Origin of the sequence: Glycomyces luteolus (assembly GCF_027622875.1) — a bacterium.
In the GTDB taxonomy this organism is placed as follows: Bacteria; Actinomycetota; Actinomycetes; order Mycobacteriales; family Micromonosporaceae; genus Glycomyces; species Glycomyces luteolus.
In genome coordinates this window covers 41,111-59,550 of the sequence record NZ_JAPZVP010000016.1, presented here as the reverse complement: position 1 = coordinate 59,550, position 18,440 = coordinate 41,111, and the positions used below count along the sequence as shown (strand labels likewise).

The window sequence follows — 18,440 nt, the reverse complement described above, 5'->3', positions numbered from 1 at the left end:
CGACTGTACGTGTCAGTCGATCATGTAATAGGCGGACAACAAGTACACGACGGGGCCGGTGATGGCGAACGCGAGGAGCGGCCCGGCGGCGCTGACCACCGGGTTCGGGGCCGTGCCCGATCCGTCGATGCGCCGCGAGGCGGACATGTACCCGCACGCGAGGTCCGCGAGGACGGCGGTGAGCGCGATGAGGAGCCCCCCGACCGCGGCGTGGGAGGGCTCGGGCCCTTCGATGACGAGCCCGGCGTACGCGGCGGAGGCGGTGCCGCACATGGTGCCGATGACGATCCCGAACGCGCCGCGCGTCACCTGCCGGTTGATGCGCGGGTCGGGCATGACGAGGTCGACGGCCCGAGCGGCGAGGATCGCGGTCCCGGCGGCGACCACGGCCGAGTACATCGCGGGCGGGGCGGAGCCGAGCCGCGAGAGCGCGATGTAGCAGGCATAGCCGCTTACGGCGACGCCCAGCATCATCGTGAATCCGAGGTTCTCGGTGACGCCGGTGTGGGTGCGGCGCACGAGCTGGGCGGCGACGGCCGCGCCGAACGCGAGCGCGAGGAGCACGGTGATCGGCACGAGCGACACGGGCGACCATGCGACGGCGGCCGCGTCGGCGGCGACGGCCAGGGCCGAGGCGATGGCGAGGGGGACCCAGGCGCCGTCGATCTTGCGCACCCAGGTCACGAGGCCCACGGTGGCGAGCTGGAGGACGGCGATCCCGGCGGCGTAGACGGGGCGTTCCATCTGGGCGCCGAGGACGAGTCCGGCGCTGATGACGATGGTGACCGCGATGGCGGGGAGGCGGTGCAGGAGGGTGGGGCTGGGCGGAGGGAGGGTGTGGTCCTCTTTGCCGTCGGCGCCGGTGGTCCGGTAGGCGCCGGTGTTCCCCGCGCCGGTCTCGCCGGAGCGGGCGGCGGCGCGGCGGCGCTCGGTGCCGCCGGACGGGGCGTCCGGTCCGGGGCCGTGTTCGCTGGCGGCGCTGGCGTCGGCGGCGCCCGCGTAGGCGTCGCCCCAGGCGGCGCCCTCGGTGTTGCCGGGCGCCTCGGGTGGCTCGTGGCCCCAGGTCTCGTCGGGTCGGCTGTACGACACGTCCACAGCCTACGGCAGCAGGAAATCAGGGCTCGCGACCTTCGCCATGAGTCACCCTTGCGGACGGTCGTGCGGTACGTCGGGTGACGCCCGGTCCGGTGGGCCGGGGGCGGTGCCGGATCGTCGCACCCGGCGCGTCGTCCCGACATGTGGACTCCGGGCGCGGCTGTCGTCGGCCGCGCCGGGCGGCCCGTTCGGGTGGCCGTCGGGATCCGGCTGCGGGCCAACACTGTAGGGCGGGGCCGTGACCGCTTCGTGTCGGCGCGGTGAACGCGACTTGTCGGCGACCTACCGCCGGCGCATCCCGCATGGTGAGGTTTCACGGCGGTGACGCTGGTCTTTTCACTGGTGACCGTTTACACTTGTCCAGGACTCCACCTACCGCATGTAAGCCCGCCCGCCGCCGACGCCGGGAAGAGCGATAGTCGCGTGTGCTCATCAACCAGCGGAGGACTGCTGTGGAAATCCTTATCCTCACTTCCAACCCTGTTCCGGAGTCCCCCGAGTCGATCCTGCCCTCGCTGGAACTCCTGCCCCACCGCGCGCGCTACGCCGGCCGGGACGTCCGGGCGCTGCTGAGCGGCCCGAGCCCCGATGCGGTGATGGTCGATGCCAGGTCGGATCTTGCTGACGCCCGAGCCACCTGCCGCGTCCTCCAGGCCACCGGCCTGACCGTGCCGCTGTACGCCATCGTCACCGAGGCGGGCCTCGCCGCGCTCCAGGCCGACTGGGGTGTCGACGACTTCCTGCTCGCCTCCTCCGGCCCGGCCGAGGTCGAGGCGCGGCTGCGCCTGGCCACGGGCAAGCCGAACGCGGCGACTGCCGCGGGCCCGGCCGTGATCCGCGCCGGGGACCTCACGGTCGACCCCGACACGTATGCCGCCAAGCTCAAGGGCACGCCGCTCGACCTCACGTACAAGGAGTTCGAGCTGCTGCGCTTCCTCGCCCAGCACCCGGGCCGCGTCTTCACCCGCGAGCAGCTGCTGCGGGAGGTGTGGGGCTACGACTACTTCGGCGGCACCCGCACGGTCGACGTCCACGTGCGGCGCCTGCGCGCCAAGCTCGGCAGCGAGTACGAGTCGATGATCGGCACGGTGCGGCAGGTCGGCTACAAGTTCGTGGCCCCGCCGCCGGAGAACCTGCGCGAGTCGGAGCCGACCCCCGCACGGGTCGACGCCTGATACGGGTTCTTCCCACTTTGCGAGTGAAGTCCTGAGCGGGTCCGCGATGCGGACCCGCTCATTTCGTTGTGTCCGAAGTTGACAGAGTTGCTCATGCGCCAACTGGTGCACCAGTGAATTGCAGTCCCGAGAATTCGATAAAAAAATACGATCGAATAAGGAAAACTTACCATTCCTAATGGGGTCCGAGAAAGGTCCTATCGGGACAAAAGCCGCAACTCTGAGTACCCATGGTATTGCTCACGGTGGTTAGAATTGAGTTCGCTTTGGACCTAACCTTCCCTCTTGGAGTGTGACCCCGTGTCCGATCGCTCCGTCGACCCCGAAGCCCTCGCGGTGTTCCGCGAGATCGCGCAGGGCCGCTTGGACTACCTGGAAACCCTCATCGATCAGCTGCGCAACGGGAACGACCTCGGCGTCGAACCCGGGTTCGGGCTCCTCGACAGCGCGCTGACCGCGCGCGAGGCCTATCGCGAGTTCCACCGCCAGACCTGGACGAACCTCCAGGACCTGCGGGCCGACTTGAACGGCATCATCGCCACTCTCGACGGCGTCGCCGAACGCGCGGTCGAGGACGACGAGACCTCCGCCGTCCACCTCTCCCGCGGCGGGAGCTGACCGACATGTCCGACACCCAGCAGCAGCAACAGAACCAGCCGCAGGACCCCGACCTCGGCGAGGAACCCAACTACGACGACGAACTCGACCCCGATCGCGCCCTGCAGACCGACCCGGACGAGGGCTCGGCCGAGGCACCGGACGAACCCGACGACGCCCCGGTCGATCCCGACGAGTCCGACGACGAGCAGGACCCCGACGCGGACGAAGAAACACAGCCAGAAGACGACGAGGACCAGGACGAGGACGACTCCGAGGAGGGCGAGGACGACTCCGACGACTCCGATGAGGACGACGACGAAGACGACGAAACATCAGAGGAAGAGGAAGAGGACGACGACCAGGAGGAGGAAGAGGAGGAGGACGACAAGTCGGGCAAGCCGCACTACGAGCGCGAGGAGTGGGACGGCGCAGCGCCCGACAACTCCGCCGACTTCGAGTACCAGCGCATGGACGCCGAAGCCCTGTTCCTCTCCGGCGCCCCCTGCCCGCACGCGACCTGCCAGAACACCGAGAACCCCGCCGAGACCGCCTGGATCAAACTGGTCTCCGCGATTCCCGAGGTAGGGCAGGTCAACAACCTCACCGTCGTCACCACCGGCACGGCCGCGCCCAGTCAGGACGCCATCCAGTCGCTGGTGTCCCAAGTGCGCCCCGACAACCCGGACAACTACGCGCTCAGGGCGATCAGTTCGCACTGGCAGACGTTCAAGGACGGCTTCGACACCGACCCGACCACAGGGATCGCCCCGATCCTCAAGGCGGGCCTGCGGACGCTCTCCGAGCACTGGCAGGGCGACGACTTCGACGCTTTCGCCGAGCAGGTCGAGGTCGTGATGGGCAACTGCGCGTCGATCTGTGACGACATCGGCGACCTCTCCTCAGGCGCGGTGGGCCTGCTCGAGCAGAAGGCCGACGAGTTCTACGGGCTTCAGGGCGGCTCCTCCGGGGAGCTGCCGTATCCCGCGCCGCTGTACTGGATCTCGGACATGGAGAGGATGTTCACCGACCCGTTCGTGCATGTGCGGCCGCCGTTCCGCAACGGGTCGTGCGATGTCACGGACGGCTGCGGGCACTCCGGCGGGCTCCTCGGATCACTGCTGGAACTCGGCGGTTTCGACAGCGACTACCTCCGCGAAACCCGGAACTACGTCGAGGCGCAGACCGAGTACTACATGAACAAATTCAAGAACGAGAAGCCGCCGGTCACCGAGGACCAGGCGCGGACGTGGGCGCAGGCCGACGCGAACAACGCGATCAGCGACGACATGGTCGACGGCATGGATGACTACGAGTCGCGGTCGCGGATCGCGAACGAGGACGTCGTCAACCGGTGGGAGAACGCCGAGGAGTCGGCGGGGACGTTCACACCGGAGGCGAAGCCGTCGAACACGTCGAACTTCCGGGAGGCCTCCGACATGCTCGGGGACTCGTACGGGGGTCTTGACGCGGGCTCGGGCGGGTTCCAGCCGGGCAGCGAGCCGCCTTCGCCGGAAGGCGGCGGCGGTGGCGGCGGTGGCGGTCTGGTGCCGCCCGGCGGCGTGAGCGGTGGTCTCGCCAGCGGCGGCGCGACACTCGGCAGCGGCGGCTCGTTCCCGGTCGGCCCGGCGTCCTCCACGATGGAGGGCGGCGGTGGTTCGGGCGCCGGCACGGGCGGAGGCCGCGGCATGGGCGGGATGATGGGCGGCATGGGCGGTGGCGGCGGTGGTCGCGGCATGGGCGGCGACCAGCAGGCCGAGGGCGAGCACCGCGACTGGCTGGAAGAGGACGAGGAGATCTGGGGCATCCGCGCCATCGACGACGACCCTTACGCATAGGCGGCAAGCGAAAAGCGGGGCCGCGATCCATTCGATCGCGGCCCCGCTTGCAGCTGCGGTCCGATCCGGGCGGGCCGAGCTGCGGCCAGTGCGTCTAGCGGCCGTCCAAGACCGGCCAGCCCTGCGCGTTCCATTCGATCTTCTCGACGCCGAGGTCGAAGTGGCCGTCCTCGTGGTACGAGTGGTAGGCCATGAGGCCGTTGGAGATCGACTGCCCGCCGGTGGCCACGTAGTCGCCGTGGGCGCCGAGGACGAGGGTGCCGCCGCCGTCGGTGAGGGCGACGCCGTTCGCGTCGACGAACGGGCCGGTCGGGGAGGTCGAGCGGCCGACGCGGATGTTGTAGGTCGAGTCGGCGCCCGCGCAGCAGATGTCCCACGACGTGAAGAGGTAGTAGTAGCCGTCGTGCTCGGTCAGCACCGGCGCCTCGATGCCGGCGCCGCCGCGACCGGCGATGTGTGACGGGGTGGAACCGCTCGCGACCTTGCCTGAGGGCCAGTCGAGTTCGAGCATGTAGATGCCCTGCCACCACGAGCCGTAGGCCATGTAGTGCTTGCCGTCGGCCTCGAGGATGGTCGGGTCGATCGCGTTGTACGGGTCGCCGGGGTTCGACTCCCAGACCTGGCCTTCGTCGACCCATTCGTAGTCGTCGTCGGCCGGGTCGAGGGTGGCGTTGGTGGCGAGGCCGATGACCGAGCGCTGCTTGCCGAAGGTCGAGGCCGAGTAGTACAGGTAGTACCGGTCCTGGTCCTCGTCGAAGTAGATCTCGGGAGCCCAGATGTTGTCCACGCCCGGGACGGCGTCCTTGAGCCACTGCGGCTTCGCGTCCCACACGGTGTCCACGTAGTTCCAGGTGGCGCCGTCGTCGGTGGAGGAGCGGATGGTGACGTTGCCGTCGCCGAGGGGGCCCCAGCCGGTGGCGAAGACGTACCAGGGCTCGCCGTCGGTGCAGGGTGCGAACAGGCCCGGGTCGTGCGCGCCGAGGTCGCCTCCGATCGTGCCGGGCGCCTTGACGTCGCAGTTCTGCCGGTCGTGTCCGTGGGCGTTGCCGTTGCCGGGCTCGGCGAGCGCGGTCGGCGCGATGATCGCGAGCGCGGCGGCGGCGAGGCCGATCGCGCCGGTCGCCGCTATGAGGGTCGTGCGCTTCCGTTGCATGGAAGACCGCCTTGTCCGTGAATCGATGGATTGAAACGACTCAATGTTAACGGGAACATGAGGCGGGGTCAATGACTCCCGGCGAAACGCCTCCCGCAAACCACAGCGCCCGCCGGAATCGACCGGAACCTCTTGGTCCCAGCCGCCCCGGCGGGCGCTGCTCAACTCAACGAGCCTTGCGGCTCATAACGATCAGGTGGTGATGCCCACGATCGTCGCATCGATCTTCGAACCGTCCGCCGCGTAGTCCACCGAACCGAGGAACCGCTGCCCCTCGGCCAGACCCGACCACGTCAGACCCACCGAGTACTCGTCGCCCATCGCGACCGACTGCTCGGCCGGATCCACCGCGAGGTTGCCCTCGTCAGCGCCCGGAACGACCCACGCGTGCAGCTTCGCCTCCAGCGGCGAAGGCCCGGCCCACTCGTCCACGAACACCACGAACGTGTAGCCGCCCGGCAGCGACACGGTCTCGTTCGAACCGCCCGAAGCCGAACTGCCGACGAGCGTCAGCGCGCCTTCAGCATCCTTCGTGTACACGAACAGGTCGAGGTCCGTGCCCGCCGGGTGGTCCTCGTCGAACGTCGAGAACCGCACCAGCGCCGCATCCTCCGGCGTCGTGAACTCGTACGACACCGCATGCGAGTTCTCCACCGGCGCATCAGAGGGGAACGTCGAGGAATCCGGGTCGGTCAGCGTCGCCGTCTTCACCTCGGAGGCGACCAGACCCGACACCGAAGCGCCGAGCGTCCCCTCGAAGCCCGACGTGCCCGTGAGCGTCGCCGAACCCGAAGCGCCCGTGTACGACACCTCATCCGAGGCCGCCAGCTGGACCGGCTTCACCACGATCGGCGAACGGACCTCGTGCACCGTCTTGGTGCCCTTCTTCTCCACCCACGTGACATCGCCGAACGCCCACTCGTCGAACGCCGCGTCCGTGCGCGAGATCGTGAGCGTGTACGTCGCCGACTCGCCCGGCTTCAACGTGAACGACGTGACGTCCGAAGACACCTCGAAGCCCGCCGGAGCCGTGATCTTCGCCTTGTACGTGCTCTTCTTCTCCGACACGTTCGTCACCGTGCGCGTCACCTGGTACGAGCCGGTCAGCTCCGCCACCGTGATCGACGGGTAGTTCAGCTGCGACGGGTCCATCGCACCCAGCGCATCGCAGTACGACTGCACCTTCGACGCCTCAGGCGTCCCGCAGATGTACTGGATCCACTCGGTCGGGTTCGACTCGTACACCAGGCCCGGGTCGAACATCGACTGCGCGTCGACATGCCCGGCACCGTAGTCGAACGGCGTCGCGTCCGCGCCGCCGCGCTGGATCGGGTCGCCGTTCTGGTCCGTCTGGTACGCCGTCGTCATGATCGCCGACTTGACCGCCATCGGCGACCACTCCGGGTTCGCCGACTTCAGCAGCGCCGCCAGACCCGCGATGTGCGGGCTCGACATCGACGTGCCCTGCAGGTTCGCGAAGTCGTTGCCCGCGTGGTTGAACGGCGTGATACCCGCCAGGATCTCCACGCCCGGAGCCGTGATGTCCGGCTTCAGCAGGTTCTGCTCCGCCGCCAGTGCCGGACCGTTCGACGAGAACGCCGCCATGCTCGGCGCGTTCACGTAGTCCAGCTCCGAGGTCTCGACCTCGATGCGCGGGTTCGACTTCGAGTCGACCCACTCGGACAGCGCCAGGCCGTCCTCATAGCTCACGTGCACCACAGGAACCGCCTGCGAGGTCACCACATTGGCCGGGCCCCGCTCGTTCTGGTCGCGCACGATCATCGCCACGCCGCCCGCGGCGGCCACCTGGCCCGCGTTGGCCGTGAAGGTGTTGCCTCGCACGCAGATGATCGCGAAGCCCTCGGTCTTGGCCGGGTCGAGCGTGCCTTCGTTGCAGGTCGCCGCCGCTGCCGGGTCGGCCCCGTCGTACGCCGCGTCGACCGCGTTCTTCACGTACCACTTCGCCTCGCCGACCAGGGCGGCCGCCTCGATCTCCTCGCGGCCGAAATCGACCTCGGTGCGGAACGTCTGGTCGTGCGTGGAAGCTCCCACGGTGGTCACCCACGGCTCCTGGTGGTCCACAGTAGAGGTCGGTCCGTCGTTGCCGGCGCTGGCGGCCACGAAGACGCCGGCGGCGGCCGCGTTGAAGAACGCGATCGACACCGAGTCGACGAACTGCGGCGTGCCGGTGGAGCCGATCGAGAAGTTGATGACGTCGACGCCGTCGTTCACGGCCGCTTCGATACCGGCGACCAGGTCGGCGCCGGGGCAGCCTTCCCAGCAGACCTTGTAAGCGGCGACGCGGGCGGCCGGGGCCATACCCGAGACGGTGCCGATCTTCTCACCGTCGATCTCGACCTTGGTCTTGTAGTTGCCCGCGGCGGTCGTGGCGGTGTGGGTGCCGTGGCCGTCCTGGTCGCGGGGGGAGGCGAAGCCGTCCTCGGCGTAGCCCCAGGTGTCGAAGTAGCGGGCGCCGATGAGCTTGTTGTTGCACTCGACGTTGTTGGCCGGGTCCTCGTCGACGCCGGTGACGCACTCGCCGTTCCACTTCTCGTCGATGATCGCCTGGTCGGGGCGCGGCTCGGGGAGCGGGGCGAGGGCCGGGTTCTCGGGCCAGATGCCGGTGTCGAGGACACCGACGATGACGCCTTCGCCAGCGTCCTTCGGGCCGCTGAACTCCTCGTCCCAGGAGCCGTTGTCCCCTGAGAGTCCGAGGAAGCCGGCAGTGTCGACGGCGCCGGTCGGCTGGTAGATCGTCTCGGGGACGACCGCGGCGACGTCGTCGCTGGCGGCGAGTTCCTCGGCTTCGGCGGCGGTGAGGTTCGCGGCGAAGCCGTTGAGGACGGTGTCGTATTCGGCGATCGCGTCCACGCCGTACTCGGCGATGACCGCTTCGCGCTCTTCGGCGAGGGTCTCGCGGTACTCCTCGACGGCGGAGGCCTCGAAGTCGATCGTCTCGCCCTCGGCGGGCGCGGTGGCCTCGTAGGTGGCGATCGGGTCGGAGGCGAGTTGGACGATGTAGTTGCCGTCCTTGTAGTCGATCGGCAGCGCCGCAGCCTCTTTGAGGTATTCGGGTGTGACCTCAGGGAGCGTGGGGGGCTCGGCCGAGACCGGGGCGGCGGCGGTGGTGAGCGCGACGGCCACCAATGGGACGGCCGCGGCCGCCAAGACGGCTCTGGTTCTGGCCCGGGCGCGCTTCGATGCGCTCCCTTGCCTACGGAGGGACGGAGATCCCATGCGATGAGCTCCTCTCAAGGGGGACGTGCGCCGTGGGTGAGTGCTCCGGTGCGGACCGCGAACTGGGCCGCGCCGCGGCGCACGAAAGCGAGCCTATTGCGAGGTTGGTTCGCTGTAAACCCTCATATGAGGAGAATGCCGGAATCCGGCATGACTGTTATGCGCCCGTTACAAAGGACGTTCCGGCAATGGAATATTCAGTGAATGCCGTGGTCGGCGGAAGCGTCGATCACCAGCGCCACCAGAGGAATCGGCGTTCGTGGCGGAAAGTCACGGAACTGCCCGTCGCCTTGCCCGCGACCGAGAAGCGGATTGCCGTGCCTCCCTTGTAGGTGGCGCGGTTGCGCATGGAGCTGCCGAAGACTTCGGTGTTCTCGTCCACGGCATAGGCGCCTTGGGGCAGCACGACGGTGAGTGAGGAGCCGAGGAGCTTCACGTCGAGGTCGACGGTGTCGGTCTGGATCACCGCGTGGCGGCAGTCGAGCTTTATCGAAGAACCGGTGGCGTTGACGAAGATCTTCGGCGGGACGACCCAGTCGCCGTCGCGGACCACGGAGGAGCCGGTGGGCTTGAGCCGCAGCTCGGCGGGGCCTTGGGGGAGCGGCCGCTTGGCGGCGGGGACGGCGAGGGTGCCGCCGGCGTCGGGGAGGTCGGCGAGGAGGCGCTCGACCTCGCCGTAGGTGCGGGCCTCATAGGCCTGGCGGGAGCGGTCGGCGAACTCGTCGAGGTCGAGTCGGCCCTCCTCGGTGGCGGCGTGGAGCTTGGCGATGATCGCCTCGCGCTCCGCGTTGGAGACGCGCATGTTCGGGTCATGCGTCATCGGTGGCTCGCAGGCTTCATCGTCATCGGGCTCTTACTTTCTCGAAGGACCGGGGTTGAGCCGCCGCGGCCCGCGCACCAGCCCGCCGTTGCACCATTCGTGGTAGTCGAACAGGTCCGGCTGTCGGATGAGCGCCTTGGTGTTGGCGGCCCAGAGTTCAACGTACTGGTCGCGCGAAGCGGCCGCTCTCTCGAGGAGGCGGTCGACGCGTTTGCGCGCGTGGACCCGGAAGTTGGTGCGCACGGCGTCGCCGGCGTAGATGTAGAGCACGTGGAGCGCGAAGGAGCGCTTCGGGCAGGTCGGGTCGGCGGCGAGCTCGAGCCAGGTGTCGACGAGTTCGTCGGTGGCGAGGGTGAGGTCCCACTGGCGGCCTTCGGGCGCGGTCGAGTAGGGGTCGAGCGCCCAGTCGCGGATCTCCTGCGGGGTGGGTACGGCGGGGCGCGCGAACCCGGTGAAGGACCCTTCCGCCACTGCCGCTCCTGCCGAATCGAACGATGCTCGCACCGATCCTAGCCCGACCCCGCCCCGAGCCCGGTCCGCGATTGCAATCCGTGGGACCGGTGGAGACCGCGAGTTCCCCTCGGCGGTCTCCCCTTCCCCGCTGAGGTGAGAAGGCTTCGATCGCAGGAATCGCGCGGCGGGGACGGACCGGCTTCAAACCCCTCGGGGGGCCTCCCCCCCCCGCCCCCACCCCCACCCTCCCCTGCCCACCCCTCGATTCGCCTCCACCCGCCCGTGGGGCCGGGCTCGCTCGGCCGGTGGGCGGGAGGCGCCTTCCCTCCCACCGGTCTCGCGGTCAGCCTCGGCCCACTGCCATGTTCACCGCCTCGATGCGCTCGTTGATGTCCCGCAGTTGATTCGGGTCCGGGTCCCAGCCGCGGTCGAGGAGCATCTCGCGGAGCCGGACCAGCCAAGGTCTGGGGTGCTCCATCACATCGGAGGCGGTGAGGACCAGGATCTCCCAGCCGAGGTTGCGCAGCACCTGGTGGCGGCGCCGGTCGGCGGTCTCGGCCGCCGGGCCGATACGCGTGCCCAGGGCGTCGTACTCGACCCCGACCTGCCAGGCCCCCCAACCGAGGTCGAGGAACTTGGAGCGCCCGTTCAGCGTGTGCACCCGCAGCTGCGGCACCGGCGCAGGGAGGCCGGCGTCGCTGACCAGGCAGCGCGTCCAGGACTCCATCGGCGACTCCGACCGCGGATCGGCCGCGAGCAGCGTCGCGTTCGCCCGCCTGAGCCGCTCGCCGTGCACCGGCTCGAGCGCGGCGGCCAGGCTCCCCGCGTCGATCCCGGCGCGCAGGAACTGGTCCGCGGCGGCCACCGCCTCCAGTCGCGGCAGGTCGGCCGCGCAGTCGACGAGGGTGCGGGCCAGGCGGGTCACCGGCAGGCCGTCGACCACCGTGATGTCCGCCAGCGGCGGATCAGGCGAGCTCTCGACCGGCCACTCGCGTTGGTCGACCCCCGGCGGCAGGACATCGAAGCCGTGGATCCAGGCCGCGGTGCGGCCCGTGGCCACCAGGCTGAAGTCGGCTTCGAAGGCGGCCTCGAAGCGCAAGAGGAGGTCCTGGGGCGCTTCGCCCGCGTCGCCCAGTGGCGTGTCGAGCGGCCGGTTCATCATGGCGGTTGCTGTGCGGTACATCGGTATCTGCGTCATGTACCAACTGTCGCCGACCCGCTTCGGAGCGTCAACAACTTCTTTTCCGCCTGTGGATAACTCGACCAGGTGGGACAGGGCGGCTGGTCGGGGCCTGTGGATATCGTTCGGGTGTGTTGCCTCATAAGCGAAGGCGCGGGGGGCGGCCCCCCCGCGCCGAAGGTCGTCCGCGGTCGCTACTCGGTGACGAGACCGTAAGCCACGTCGTACAGCTTCCAGGTCCCGCCTTCCTCGATCACCGTGTACGTGTAGCCGCCGATGATCTCGTCTTCGGAGGTCGGGGCCGTGTCGTCCAAGGACCAACCCGACCAGGCGCGCATCGTGCCGTCAGCGGCCTCGTACGCCATGCCCCAGTACGGATACGGGTAGGGCTCGGTCGTGTCCTCGATCTCCCATTCAAGGTCGCTGATCATCGCGGAGGTCGCCTCCGCGCTCACCAGCGCCCGCATGGCGTCGTCGTCACCGGTGTTCTGCGCGACCTGGTACGCGATCGCGGCCCCCTCAGGGGTGGCCGGGTCGAAGTCGTCGGAGCTGACCGGCGTGCCCCACACGTCGAAGCCGCCGCCCGCGTCCGGCGTGGCCTCCTCGGTCGCCTCGTCGCTCGGCTCCGCCTCGGACGTCTCCTCCTCTTTGGAGGGCTCCGCGCTCGCCGAGGCGTCGCCGCCGCCCGCCTGCGAATCGCCGTCGTCGAGCATCCCCGGGATGATCAGCACGGCGGCGACACCGAGGACCACGACCAAGGCGACGATCACGCCGAGGATCACCCCGAGGTTGCCGCCCTGCTTCGCGGGCGGGATCGGCGGCGGCAGCACCGAACCGGGCACCGAAGGGTAGCCGGGCTGCACGCCGACCTGCGGCGGCATCATCGGCTGGCCCGGCTGCGAGTACTGCGGGTTCGAGGGCTGCGTGTACTGCTGGGGCGGCGGCTGCTGGTGGTAGTTGCCGGGCGGAGGCGTGCTGTTGTAGCCCTGCGAATACGGGTCGCTGGGCTGCTGCGGCTCGGGCTGCAACTGATACTGCGGGTTCCCACCGCCGGGGGGCGGATACGTCATCGCTTCTACACGCCTCGTCTGCTCGGGGGCAATCGGTCGCGGTGATTGGGCTTCACCGGGGTGACCTCGATCGTACAGGCAACCGCCGACCCCGTGGACCCCGGAAATCCCCAGGTCGCAACGTCTGTCAAAGCCCAAGGGGCCGTAGCGGGACGAACCGTTCGCGCCGTCCCGCCCGGGTGGACGGTCGCACACCCTGTGCGACGCCGAGCCCTCCTGCGGAACTACGATTTATGCCCCGGCACCCCGCATGCGGCCTGGTAGCGCAGCCGATCCCACGTCGAGGCCGCGCGCGGCGCCCGAGGCAGTACGCTGCCGCGGTCGTCGGCGGAGCCGCACCGAGCAGTCCCGCCGACAACGCTTCAACCGAGGTTCGACGTATGGCGAACGCCAGTGCAATGCAGCTTTGGACCCTCCGCTTCTCCGTCGCGCTCGCCCCCGTCCCGGTGGTCGAGCTCTTCGGCGTGAGCCGCATCTGGGGCTACGGCCTCCTCTACCCCGCGCTGGCCGCCACCTGGGCAACCGGCTGCTGGCAGCGCCGCCGCCAGCTCGCCCGCATGCGCGACGAGCCCGACCCGGAACCCGCGAGCGTGCGCACGAGCTTCTGGGACGCCACCGGTGGGGCGAAAGAGGAGGCCGAGATCGGCGCCTACGAGGCCGCGATCAGCGACGTTTACCGGTCACCCGTCGACGAGCCGCTCGCCGCCTTCGGCGACGCCCGCGAGCCATCGGTAGGACCTTTCGGCGAAGCTCGCGAGCCGTCGATTGGCATGGCCGTCGTGTCCGTGCCGCATCAGCGTCGCGACCGCGCCATGAGCAATCTCGTGGGCTCCATCAAGAACGAGGCGATCGACGCCGAACTGCGCATCCAGCTCATCCAGGACCTCATCGACCTCGGCGGCCGGGACATGGCCATGCGCCTTTCACCCGTAGCCCAATCGTCCAATGTGGATGTAGAGGTGCGACTCGAGGTCGCCGAGCACATGGGCCGCTTCAGCGTCGAGGACGCGGCCCGCGCACTCGAAGCCATCGCCTCCGACTCGACAGTGGACGCCAAATACCGGCTCGACGCGGCCAGCGCCCTGGTCGACTGCGCCGCCGGCCCCGCCGGGATCGCGCTGATGCAGCTGGTCACCGACGAGACGGTGAGCGAGTACGTGCGCCACAGCGCCGCCCACGCGCTGCGCAACGTGCACGCCTCGGCCGCGTCGATGGCGTTGCGGCACTTGGCGAACGCCCCGCACATCTCGGTGCGGCTGCGGATCATCTGCGCGGAGCAGCTCGCCGAGGGCAGCGTCATCGACGCGGAGCACGCGTTGTGGCGGATCGTGAAGGGCGTCGAGTCCGTTATGGACTTTCACCTGGGTATCGATGCGGCCGAGGCGATGTACTCCATCAGTCCCGATGTCGGGGTCGAGGCCTACTCGGTGCTGGCCTCTGACGACTGCTTCCACTGGTTCGGGCGTATCGAGGCGGCGTACCGGCTCGGGCGGCTCGGCCTCCGCGACGGTTACGACCTGCTCAGCGATTTCGCGCGCGCCGACCATCTGGAGGAGGTGTACGCGCGGGCCGCGCTCGAGCGGCTCTTCCAGTTGGAGGTCGACTCCGGGAACGAGTGAGCGCGGGATCCCCGGTGCCGCGGGCGCTCAGGCTCTGACGGCGATGAAGTAGGTGTCGATCGACAGGTGGCGGAGGTCGCGGCGGTTGCCGAGCCAGTCCGGGCCGTTGTCGTCGAGGAGCCTCGACCAGGCGGCCTTGTCGTCCTCGCTGAGGTAGTGCTCGAACCAGTCGGCCCTGGTGCGCAATGACTCCAGTGCGTGCCGCAGCTGCGCGCCTTCGAGCGGGGCCGGGGTCGCGTCGAGTTCGTTGACCTCGCGCACCTCGGTCAGTCCCGCGCGTTCCAGGGCGAGGTTCCAGCCGTAGGCGAGCGGCGTGGATCCGTGCTCGTGCGTCTCTCCTTGGAGGCGCCGCGACCCGGCTTCGATGAGGCGCAGCTCCAGGCCCGGGTCGCCCACGCCCACATGCCAAGGGAGGTACTGGGGAGCGGTGCCGCCCTCGCCGATCGCGAGCCGCCCGCCGGGGGCGAGCAGTCCGGCCAGGTTGTCCAGGGCCGCTTGCGGATCGGCCGCGTGGTGGATGACGTGCCCGGCCCAAAGGAGGTCGGCGGGGCCTCCGACGGCCGCGGCGAGCGCGTCCGCGTCGTCCACGGACGCCTGGGCGGCCCGTACCGCGGCGCCGGTCTCGGCGGCGCGTTCGCGCACCAGGTCGAGCATCGCCGGTTCGGCGTCGACCGCCGCCACCTGCGCGTCGGGGAGGACTTCGGCGAGGGCGAACGCCATCGAGGCGGCCCCGCACCCGATGTCGGCCACGACGCGGTCGCCGGGGGCAGTGAGACGTTCGGCGAGGCGCCGGTACTTGGCGGCTTCGGCGGCGGCCCGCTCCTTGAAGCGGGGTGCGGCTTCGGCGAAGTCGAACGCGGCGGAGTGGTCACCGTGCTTGTGTCCGTGATGCGATGCCATGCGCCCCAACCTAGCACCGGTGAAAACCGTTCTCGGCGCGAAAACGACCGGGCGGCGCGTGGCCGCCCGGTCGGGGTTCCCTGGTTCGGGTCGCTAGGCGGCGGAGAGCCGCTCCTGGACGCGGGTGACCTCGGCGTCGAGCGAGGCGGTGCGGGTCGGGCCGGTGTACGGCGCGTCGGATTCGGTGAGCGAGGCGAGCAGGCCGCGGCCGAGCGCGGCTTGGGTGATCGCGAAGCCTCGCAGCACCAGCGGCAGCAGCAGGGCCATGACCAGGCCGCCGAGGACGGTGAGGAGGGAGAGGGCCGCGTACGAGTCGCCCCAGCCGAGCCAGCGCGTCGCGTAATCGAGGCCGTCGCCTTCGCCGACCGAGCGGTGGATGATCCAGGCGTACAGGGGGTAGGCGAGGGTCGCGACGGTCGCGATCCACCAGCTCAGGGCCACGCAGAACCCGGCGACGGCGAGCGGGAAGTTGACCAGGCCCCACAGCAGGTTCAGCCACGACTGGCCGTCGGTGAGCGGGGTCAGGTAGCGGCGCACCGCTGAGGCGCCCTCGGGGGCGCGCTTGTAGTGCGGCCGGTTGATCGGCTGGCGCAGGACGGCGCCGAGCTGGCTGCGACCGGCGGCGGCGAGGCCGCGCATGGCGAAGAGGGTGGCGGCGAGGATCGGGATGCCGATCCAGACGACGGCGGTTCCGAGGCCGGCGGCGAAGCCGGTGACGGTGATGACGAACGCGGGAAGGGCGATCGGAAGCGAGGAGAGCAGGTACGCACTGTCGGCGCCGAGCTGCTTGAAGATCTTGTTCATGGATATGATCTTCGTCCGCGCGGGCCGCCGCAACGACCCTGCGAGCAGGCATTTCGCTGGTAGGGGCAGCCCTACCGGGTTTGTCGGGCCTGCCCTGGCGGTCGGGGCGCCGGGGCGGATCACGAGTGCGGGTACCCCCGCCGCTAGGCGCGCAGGGTCCACCACGGTCCGGGTGGCTTGCCCGGCAAGGGGATCGTCAGCCGCATGAAGCGCTCGTCGAGTGGTGCGACGAGCCGCCGCAGCTCCTGGGCGGAGCGTCGCGGCAGGAGATGGAGCGCCAGTTCGAGGACGTCGCGGCTCGGCGGGTTGCAGAGCTCGCAGTCGGCGTGCCGCGCGTGGTCTCGAGCGCGTCGGGCCGGGCCGCTGACCGCCCGGTGCCAGACGTGGAACGCCGAGGCGACATCGCCTGGGCTGAAACGGGGATCGTCGTGTTCGAGGCGCGCGGTCGCGCCTTGCAGGGCGCTTGAGGCGCCGGGGATGCGGGGGATCGGCCGGGGCGTCGCGGGCGGGACGATGCGGCGCTGCTGTGCGCGTACTCGCGCGGGCGGCTTACGCGGCATCGCCCTTTCGGTTGTCGCTCATGGCGGCCATTATGCGCCGCCGCCACGCAGGGCATAGGTGCGGCCCGGGTGGTTGACCTCCATCCCGGGCCGCCATGTGCCACATAGTGAGCCGCTGCGATCCGCGGTAGCCGTTGAGTCTGCTGCTAGCATCGCGCTCTGCCATTGAGCTACCGCCGCATGTGGTGCGGCGGGAAGGATTCGAACCTCCAACACCGATGTCCCAGAGGAACTACTCGCTGATCGTGCGGCGTGGCGAATGCTGAAGTTGGAGCGAGAGTCTCAGTTTTGGCGGAGAACGTGTGCCGATGGGCTTTTGGCGGCTAAAGCCAAAAGAGGGCTCATACCCTCAAGAGTTCCCGCGTATTACTCGGACTGAACTTCAATTTCAGCGTGTTTCGGCGCAATTCGCGCCACCCCTGTCGCTCAAACAGGGGGGTCTCTGTGCCTATTCGCCGAGCAGGTAGCCGAAGACCTTGGCGCCGATCTTCTCGTCGACGACTTCGGTCCCGTTGGCCTCCTCCCGGGCGAACTTGACGGCGATCTGGAGCTTCTCGAGCCGCTCGGAGAGCTGCGCGACCCGCTTGGCGGGGGCCGCGCCCGAGAACTTCACGGTGGTCCAGTAGCCGACCGGGATGTCCTCGTAGTACACCTCGACTTGGGCCGGGTGCTCCTCGGTGGCCTCTGCCTTGACGTGGTTGCGCGGGATCTTCTTGGTGCGCACCGTCTTCACCGGGTCGGTCGCGAACGCGTCGGACGCGTCGTTGTACGTCCAGGACTCGCCCGCGTCCAGTACGGGCAGCGTCTTCACGAACGCCTGCAGTTCGCCGAGCTGCTTCTCCAGGAACAGGAGATAGGTGACGGGGACGTCGGCGACGAGCACCTCGCCGTCCACGGTGATGTCAGCGGTGGCGAGGGCGTTGGTGCGGTCCTTGGTGGCCGTGACGTCGAACAGGCGCGTCATCGCCTCGGAGACCTCGCGCAGCTGCTCCTCGACGCGGCGCTGCACCTTCGTCGACTCGGGCGGCAGCTGCTCGCCCTCCTCGTCCTTCGGCTGGTAGGTCCGGGAGATGCCGGACAGCAGCGGCGCCTTCGCGAGCTCGCGCCCGGCGTCGCCGAGCGCACGCGCGGCCTTCGCCTTGACGCTCTTCTCGATCGCGATGATCTGGTTCAACTTGGGCACGGAGCAACCCTCACTTTCGGGCTTCACCATAGGACCCTCGCGCCACCCGGGCAACGCGTTAAACAGCGCGGCCGCCGGACGGAGGCCCGTCCGACGGCCGCGCCGCAGCAAGCACTACTCGTTGCACCAGCGCTTGGAGTCCGCAGTGGACAGCAGGCCGATGATGATGGCGGCCAAGGCGATACCGATGATCGCGCCGATCAGGCCGCTCGCGGCGGTGCTGCCCGCGTCGGCCGCACCGGTGACCTCCACCTCCGGGGTGAAGATCCACGACAGGAGCGACAGGCCCAGGCCCACGGCCTCGAGGATGATCGCGCCCTTGCGGGCACCGGCGCTGCGCTTGGCGATCCGCACCGCGAAGACGGCGCGCAGGACCGTCCAGATGATGATCTGGATGATCGAGGCGACCAGGAACGGCATGAACGCCGACGGGATCATGACGTCCCCGGAGTCTTCCAGGGCCGCGAGCGCCGCGTACCCGAAGACCGAGAGGGCGCCGCCGCAGATGCCGAAGCCGAACAGGATCCACAGGAGCACCACGGCGCCCTTCGTGGAACCGGGCATGGTCTCGGGGACGGACCCGAGCGGCGGGCCGGGAGGCGGAGGGGGAGGAGGGGGATAGCTCATGGGCGTACTCCTAACGTATGGCGTTGACCAGGGGTATCAGCGGTCGCATCACCATTGCGACCGGGCGGTGGGCAGGAAGCACATGACGAGGACGGGCGGCACGATCCCCGTGCAGTCGAAGCTGAAGTC

Annotated in this window: 16 protein-coding genes; 4 read left to right on the top strand and 12 right to left on the bottom strand. The window is 69.5% G+C overall.

Annotation, left to right across the window (positions count from 1 at the left end):
- Positions 1–12: 12 nt before the first annotated feature.
- Positions 13–1,089 (bottom strand): hypothetical protein, encoded by a 1,077-nt coding sequence (locus O1R50_RS19045; RefSeq protein WP_270111761.1) that lies wholly within the window; start codon positions 1,087–1,089, stop codon positions 13–15.
- A gap of 458 nt (positions 1,090–1,547) precedes the next feature.
- On the opposite strand from O1R50_RS19045, the gene O1R50_RS19040 reads away from it, so the two are divergent.
- The 3 genes from O1R50_RS19040 to O1R50_RS19030 all read left to right on the top strand — a co-directional run bounded on the left by O1R50_RS19040 (position 1,548) and on the right by O1R50_RS19030 (position 4,705).
- Positions 1,548–2,270 (top strand): winged helix-turn-helix transcriptional regulator, encoded by a 723-nt coding sequence (locus O1R50_RS19040; RefSeq protein ID WP_270111759.1) that lies wholly within the window; start codon positions 1,548–1,550, stop codon positions 2,268–2,270.
- Between the two features lie 300 nt (positions 2,271–2,570).
- Positions 2,571–2,888 carry a hypothetical protein gene (locus O1R50_RS19035; protein WP_270111758.1) on the top strand — a complete coding sequence of 106 codons (318 nt, stop codon included), beginning with the start codon at positions 2,571–2,573 and terminating at the stop codon, positions 2,886–2,888.
- A 5-nt stretch (positions 2,889–2,893) separates the two neighbouring features.
- Positions 2,894–4,705: a hypothetical protein gene (locus O1R50_RS19030; RefSeq protein WP_270111757.1), complete on the top strand. Its 1,812-nt coding sequence runs from the start codon at positions 2,894–2,896 to the stop codon at positions 4,703–4,705.
- A 94-nt stretch (positions 4,706–4,799) separates the two neighbouring features.
- Here O1R50_RS19030 and O1R50_RS19025 read toward each other — a convergent pair whose 3' ends face one another.
- The 6 genes from O1R50_RS19025 to O1R50_RS19000 form a co-directional block, all read right to left on the bottom strand.
- Positions 4,800–5,858, bottom strand: coding sequence for an arabinan endo-1,5-alpha-L-arabinosidase (locus O1R50_RS19025; RefSeq protein ID WP_270111756.1), 1,059 nt, complete (start codon positions 5,856–5,858; stop codon positions 4,800–4,802).
- Positions 5,859–6,050: 192 nt separating this feature from the next.
- Entirely contained in the window at positions 6,051–9,026 is a 2,976-nt protein-coding gene (locus O1R50_RS19020; RefSeq protein ID WP_270111755.1) for a S8 family serine peptidase, read from the bottom strand.
- Positions 9,027–9,324: 298 nt separating this feature from the next.
- Positions 9,325–9,915 (bottom strand): DUF1707 SHOCT-like domain-containing protein, encoded by a 591-nt coding sequence (locus tag O1R50_RS19015; protein ID WP_270111754.1) that lies wholly within the window; start codon positions 9,913–9,915, stop codon positions 9,325–9,327.
- A 33-nt stretch (positions 9,916–9,948) separates the two neighbouring features.
- Positions 9,949–10,386 carry a hypothetical protein gene (locus tag O1R50_RS19010; protein ID WP_270111753.1) on the bottom strand — a complete coding sequence of 146 codons (438 nt, stop codon included), beginning with the start codon at positions 10,384–10,386 and terminating at the stop codon, positions 9,949–9,951.
- A 325-nt stretch (positions 10,387–10,711) separates the two neighbouring features.
- Positions 10,712–11,566 (bottom strand): hypothetical protein, encoded by an 855-nt coding sequence (locus O1R50_RS19005; protein ID WP_270111752.1) that lies wholly within the window; start codon positions 11,564–11,566, stop codon positions 10,712–10,714.
- A 176-nt stretch (positions 11,567–11,742) separates the two neighbouring features.
- Positions 11,743–12,618: a hypothetical protein gene (locus O1R50_RS19000; protein ID WP_270111751.1), complete on the bottom strand. Its 876-nt coding sequence runs from the start codon at positions 12,616–12,618 to the stop codon at positions 11,743–11,745.
- Between the two features lie 380 nt (positions 12,619–12,998).
- Between O1R50_RS19000 and O1R50_RS18995 the strand changes: the two genes are divergently transcribed.
- On the top strand, positions 12,999–14,237 hold the full coding sequence (locus O1R50_RS18995) for a HEAT repeat domain-containing protein (protein ID WP_270111750.1): 1,239 nt from the start codon (positions 12,999–13,001) through the stop codon (positions 14,235–14,237).
- A 27-nt stretch (positions 14,238–14,264) separates the two neighbouring features.
- Here O1R50_RS18995 and O1R50_RS18990 read toward each other — a convergent pair whose 3' ends face one another.
- The 5 genes from O1R50_RS18990 to O1R50_RS18970 form a co-directional block, all read right to left on the bottom strand.
- On the bottom strand, positions 14,265–15,137 hold the full coding sequence (locus O1R50_RS18990; RefSeq protein ID WP_270111749.1) for a class I SAM-dependent methyltransferase: 873 nt from the start codon (positions 15,135–15,137) through the stop codon (positions 14,265–14,267).
- Positions 15,138–15,230: 93 nt separating this feature from the next.
- Complete coding sequence (locus O1R50_RS18985) at positions 15,231–15,941, bottom strand: sensor domain-containing protein (RefSeq protein ID WP_270111748.1); 711 nt, start codon at positions 15,939–15,941, stop codon at positions 15,231–15,233.
- 143 nt (positions 15,942–16,084) lie between these two features.
- Positions 16,085–16,501: a hypothetical protein gene (locus tag O1R50_RS18980; protein ID WP_270111747.1), complete on the bottom strand. Its 417-nt coding sequence runs from the start codon at positions 16,499–16,501 to the stop codon at positions 16,085–16,087.
- Between the two features lie 448 nt (positions 16,502–16,949).
- Positions 16,950–17,684 (bottom strand): DUF7873 family protein, encoded by a 735-nt coding sequence (locus tag O1R50_RS18975; protein WP_270111746.1) that lies wholly within the window; start codon positions 17,682–17,684, stop codon positions 16,950–16,952.
- Between the two features lie 114 nt (positions 17,685–17,798).
- Complete coding sequence (locus tag O1R50_RS18970) at positions 17,799–18,311, bottom strand: hypothetical protein (RefSeq protein ID WP_270111745.1); 513 nt, start codon at positions 18,309–18,311, stop codon at positions 17,799–17,801.
- Positions 18,312–18,440: the final 129 nt, after the last annotated feature.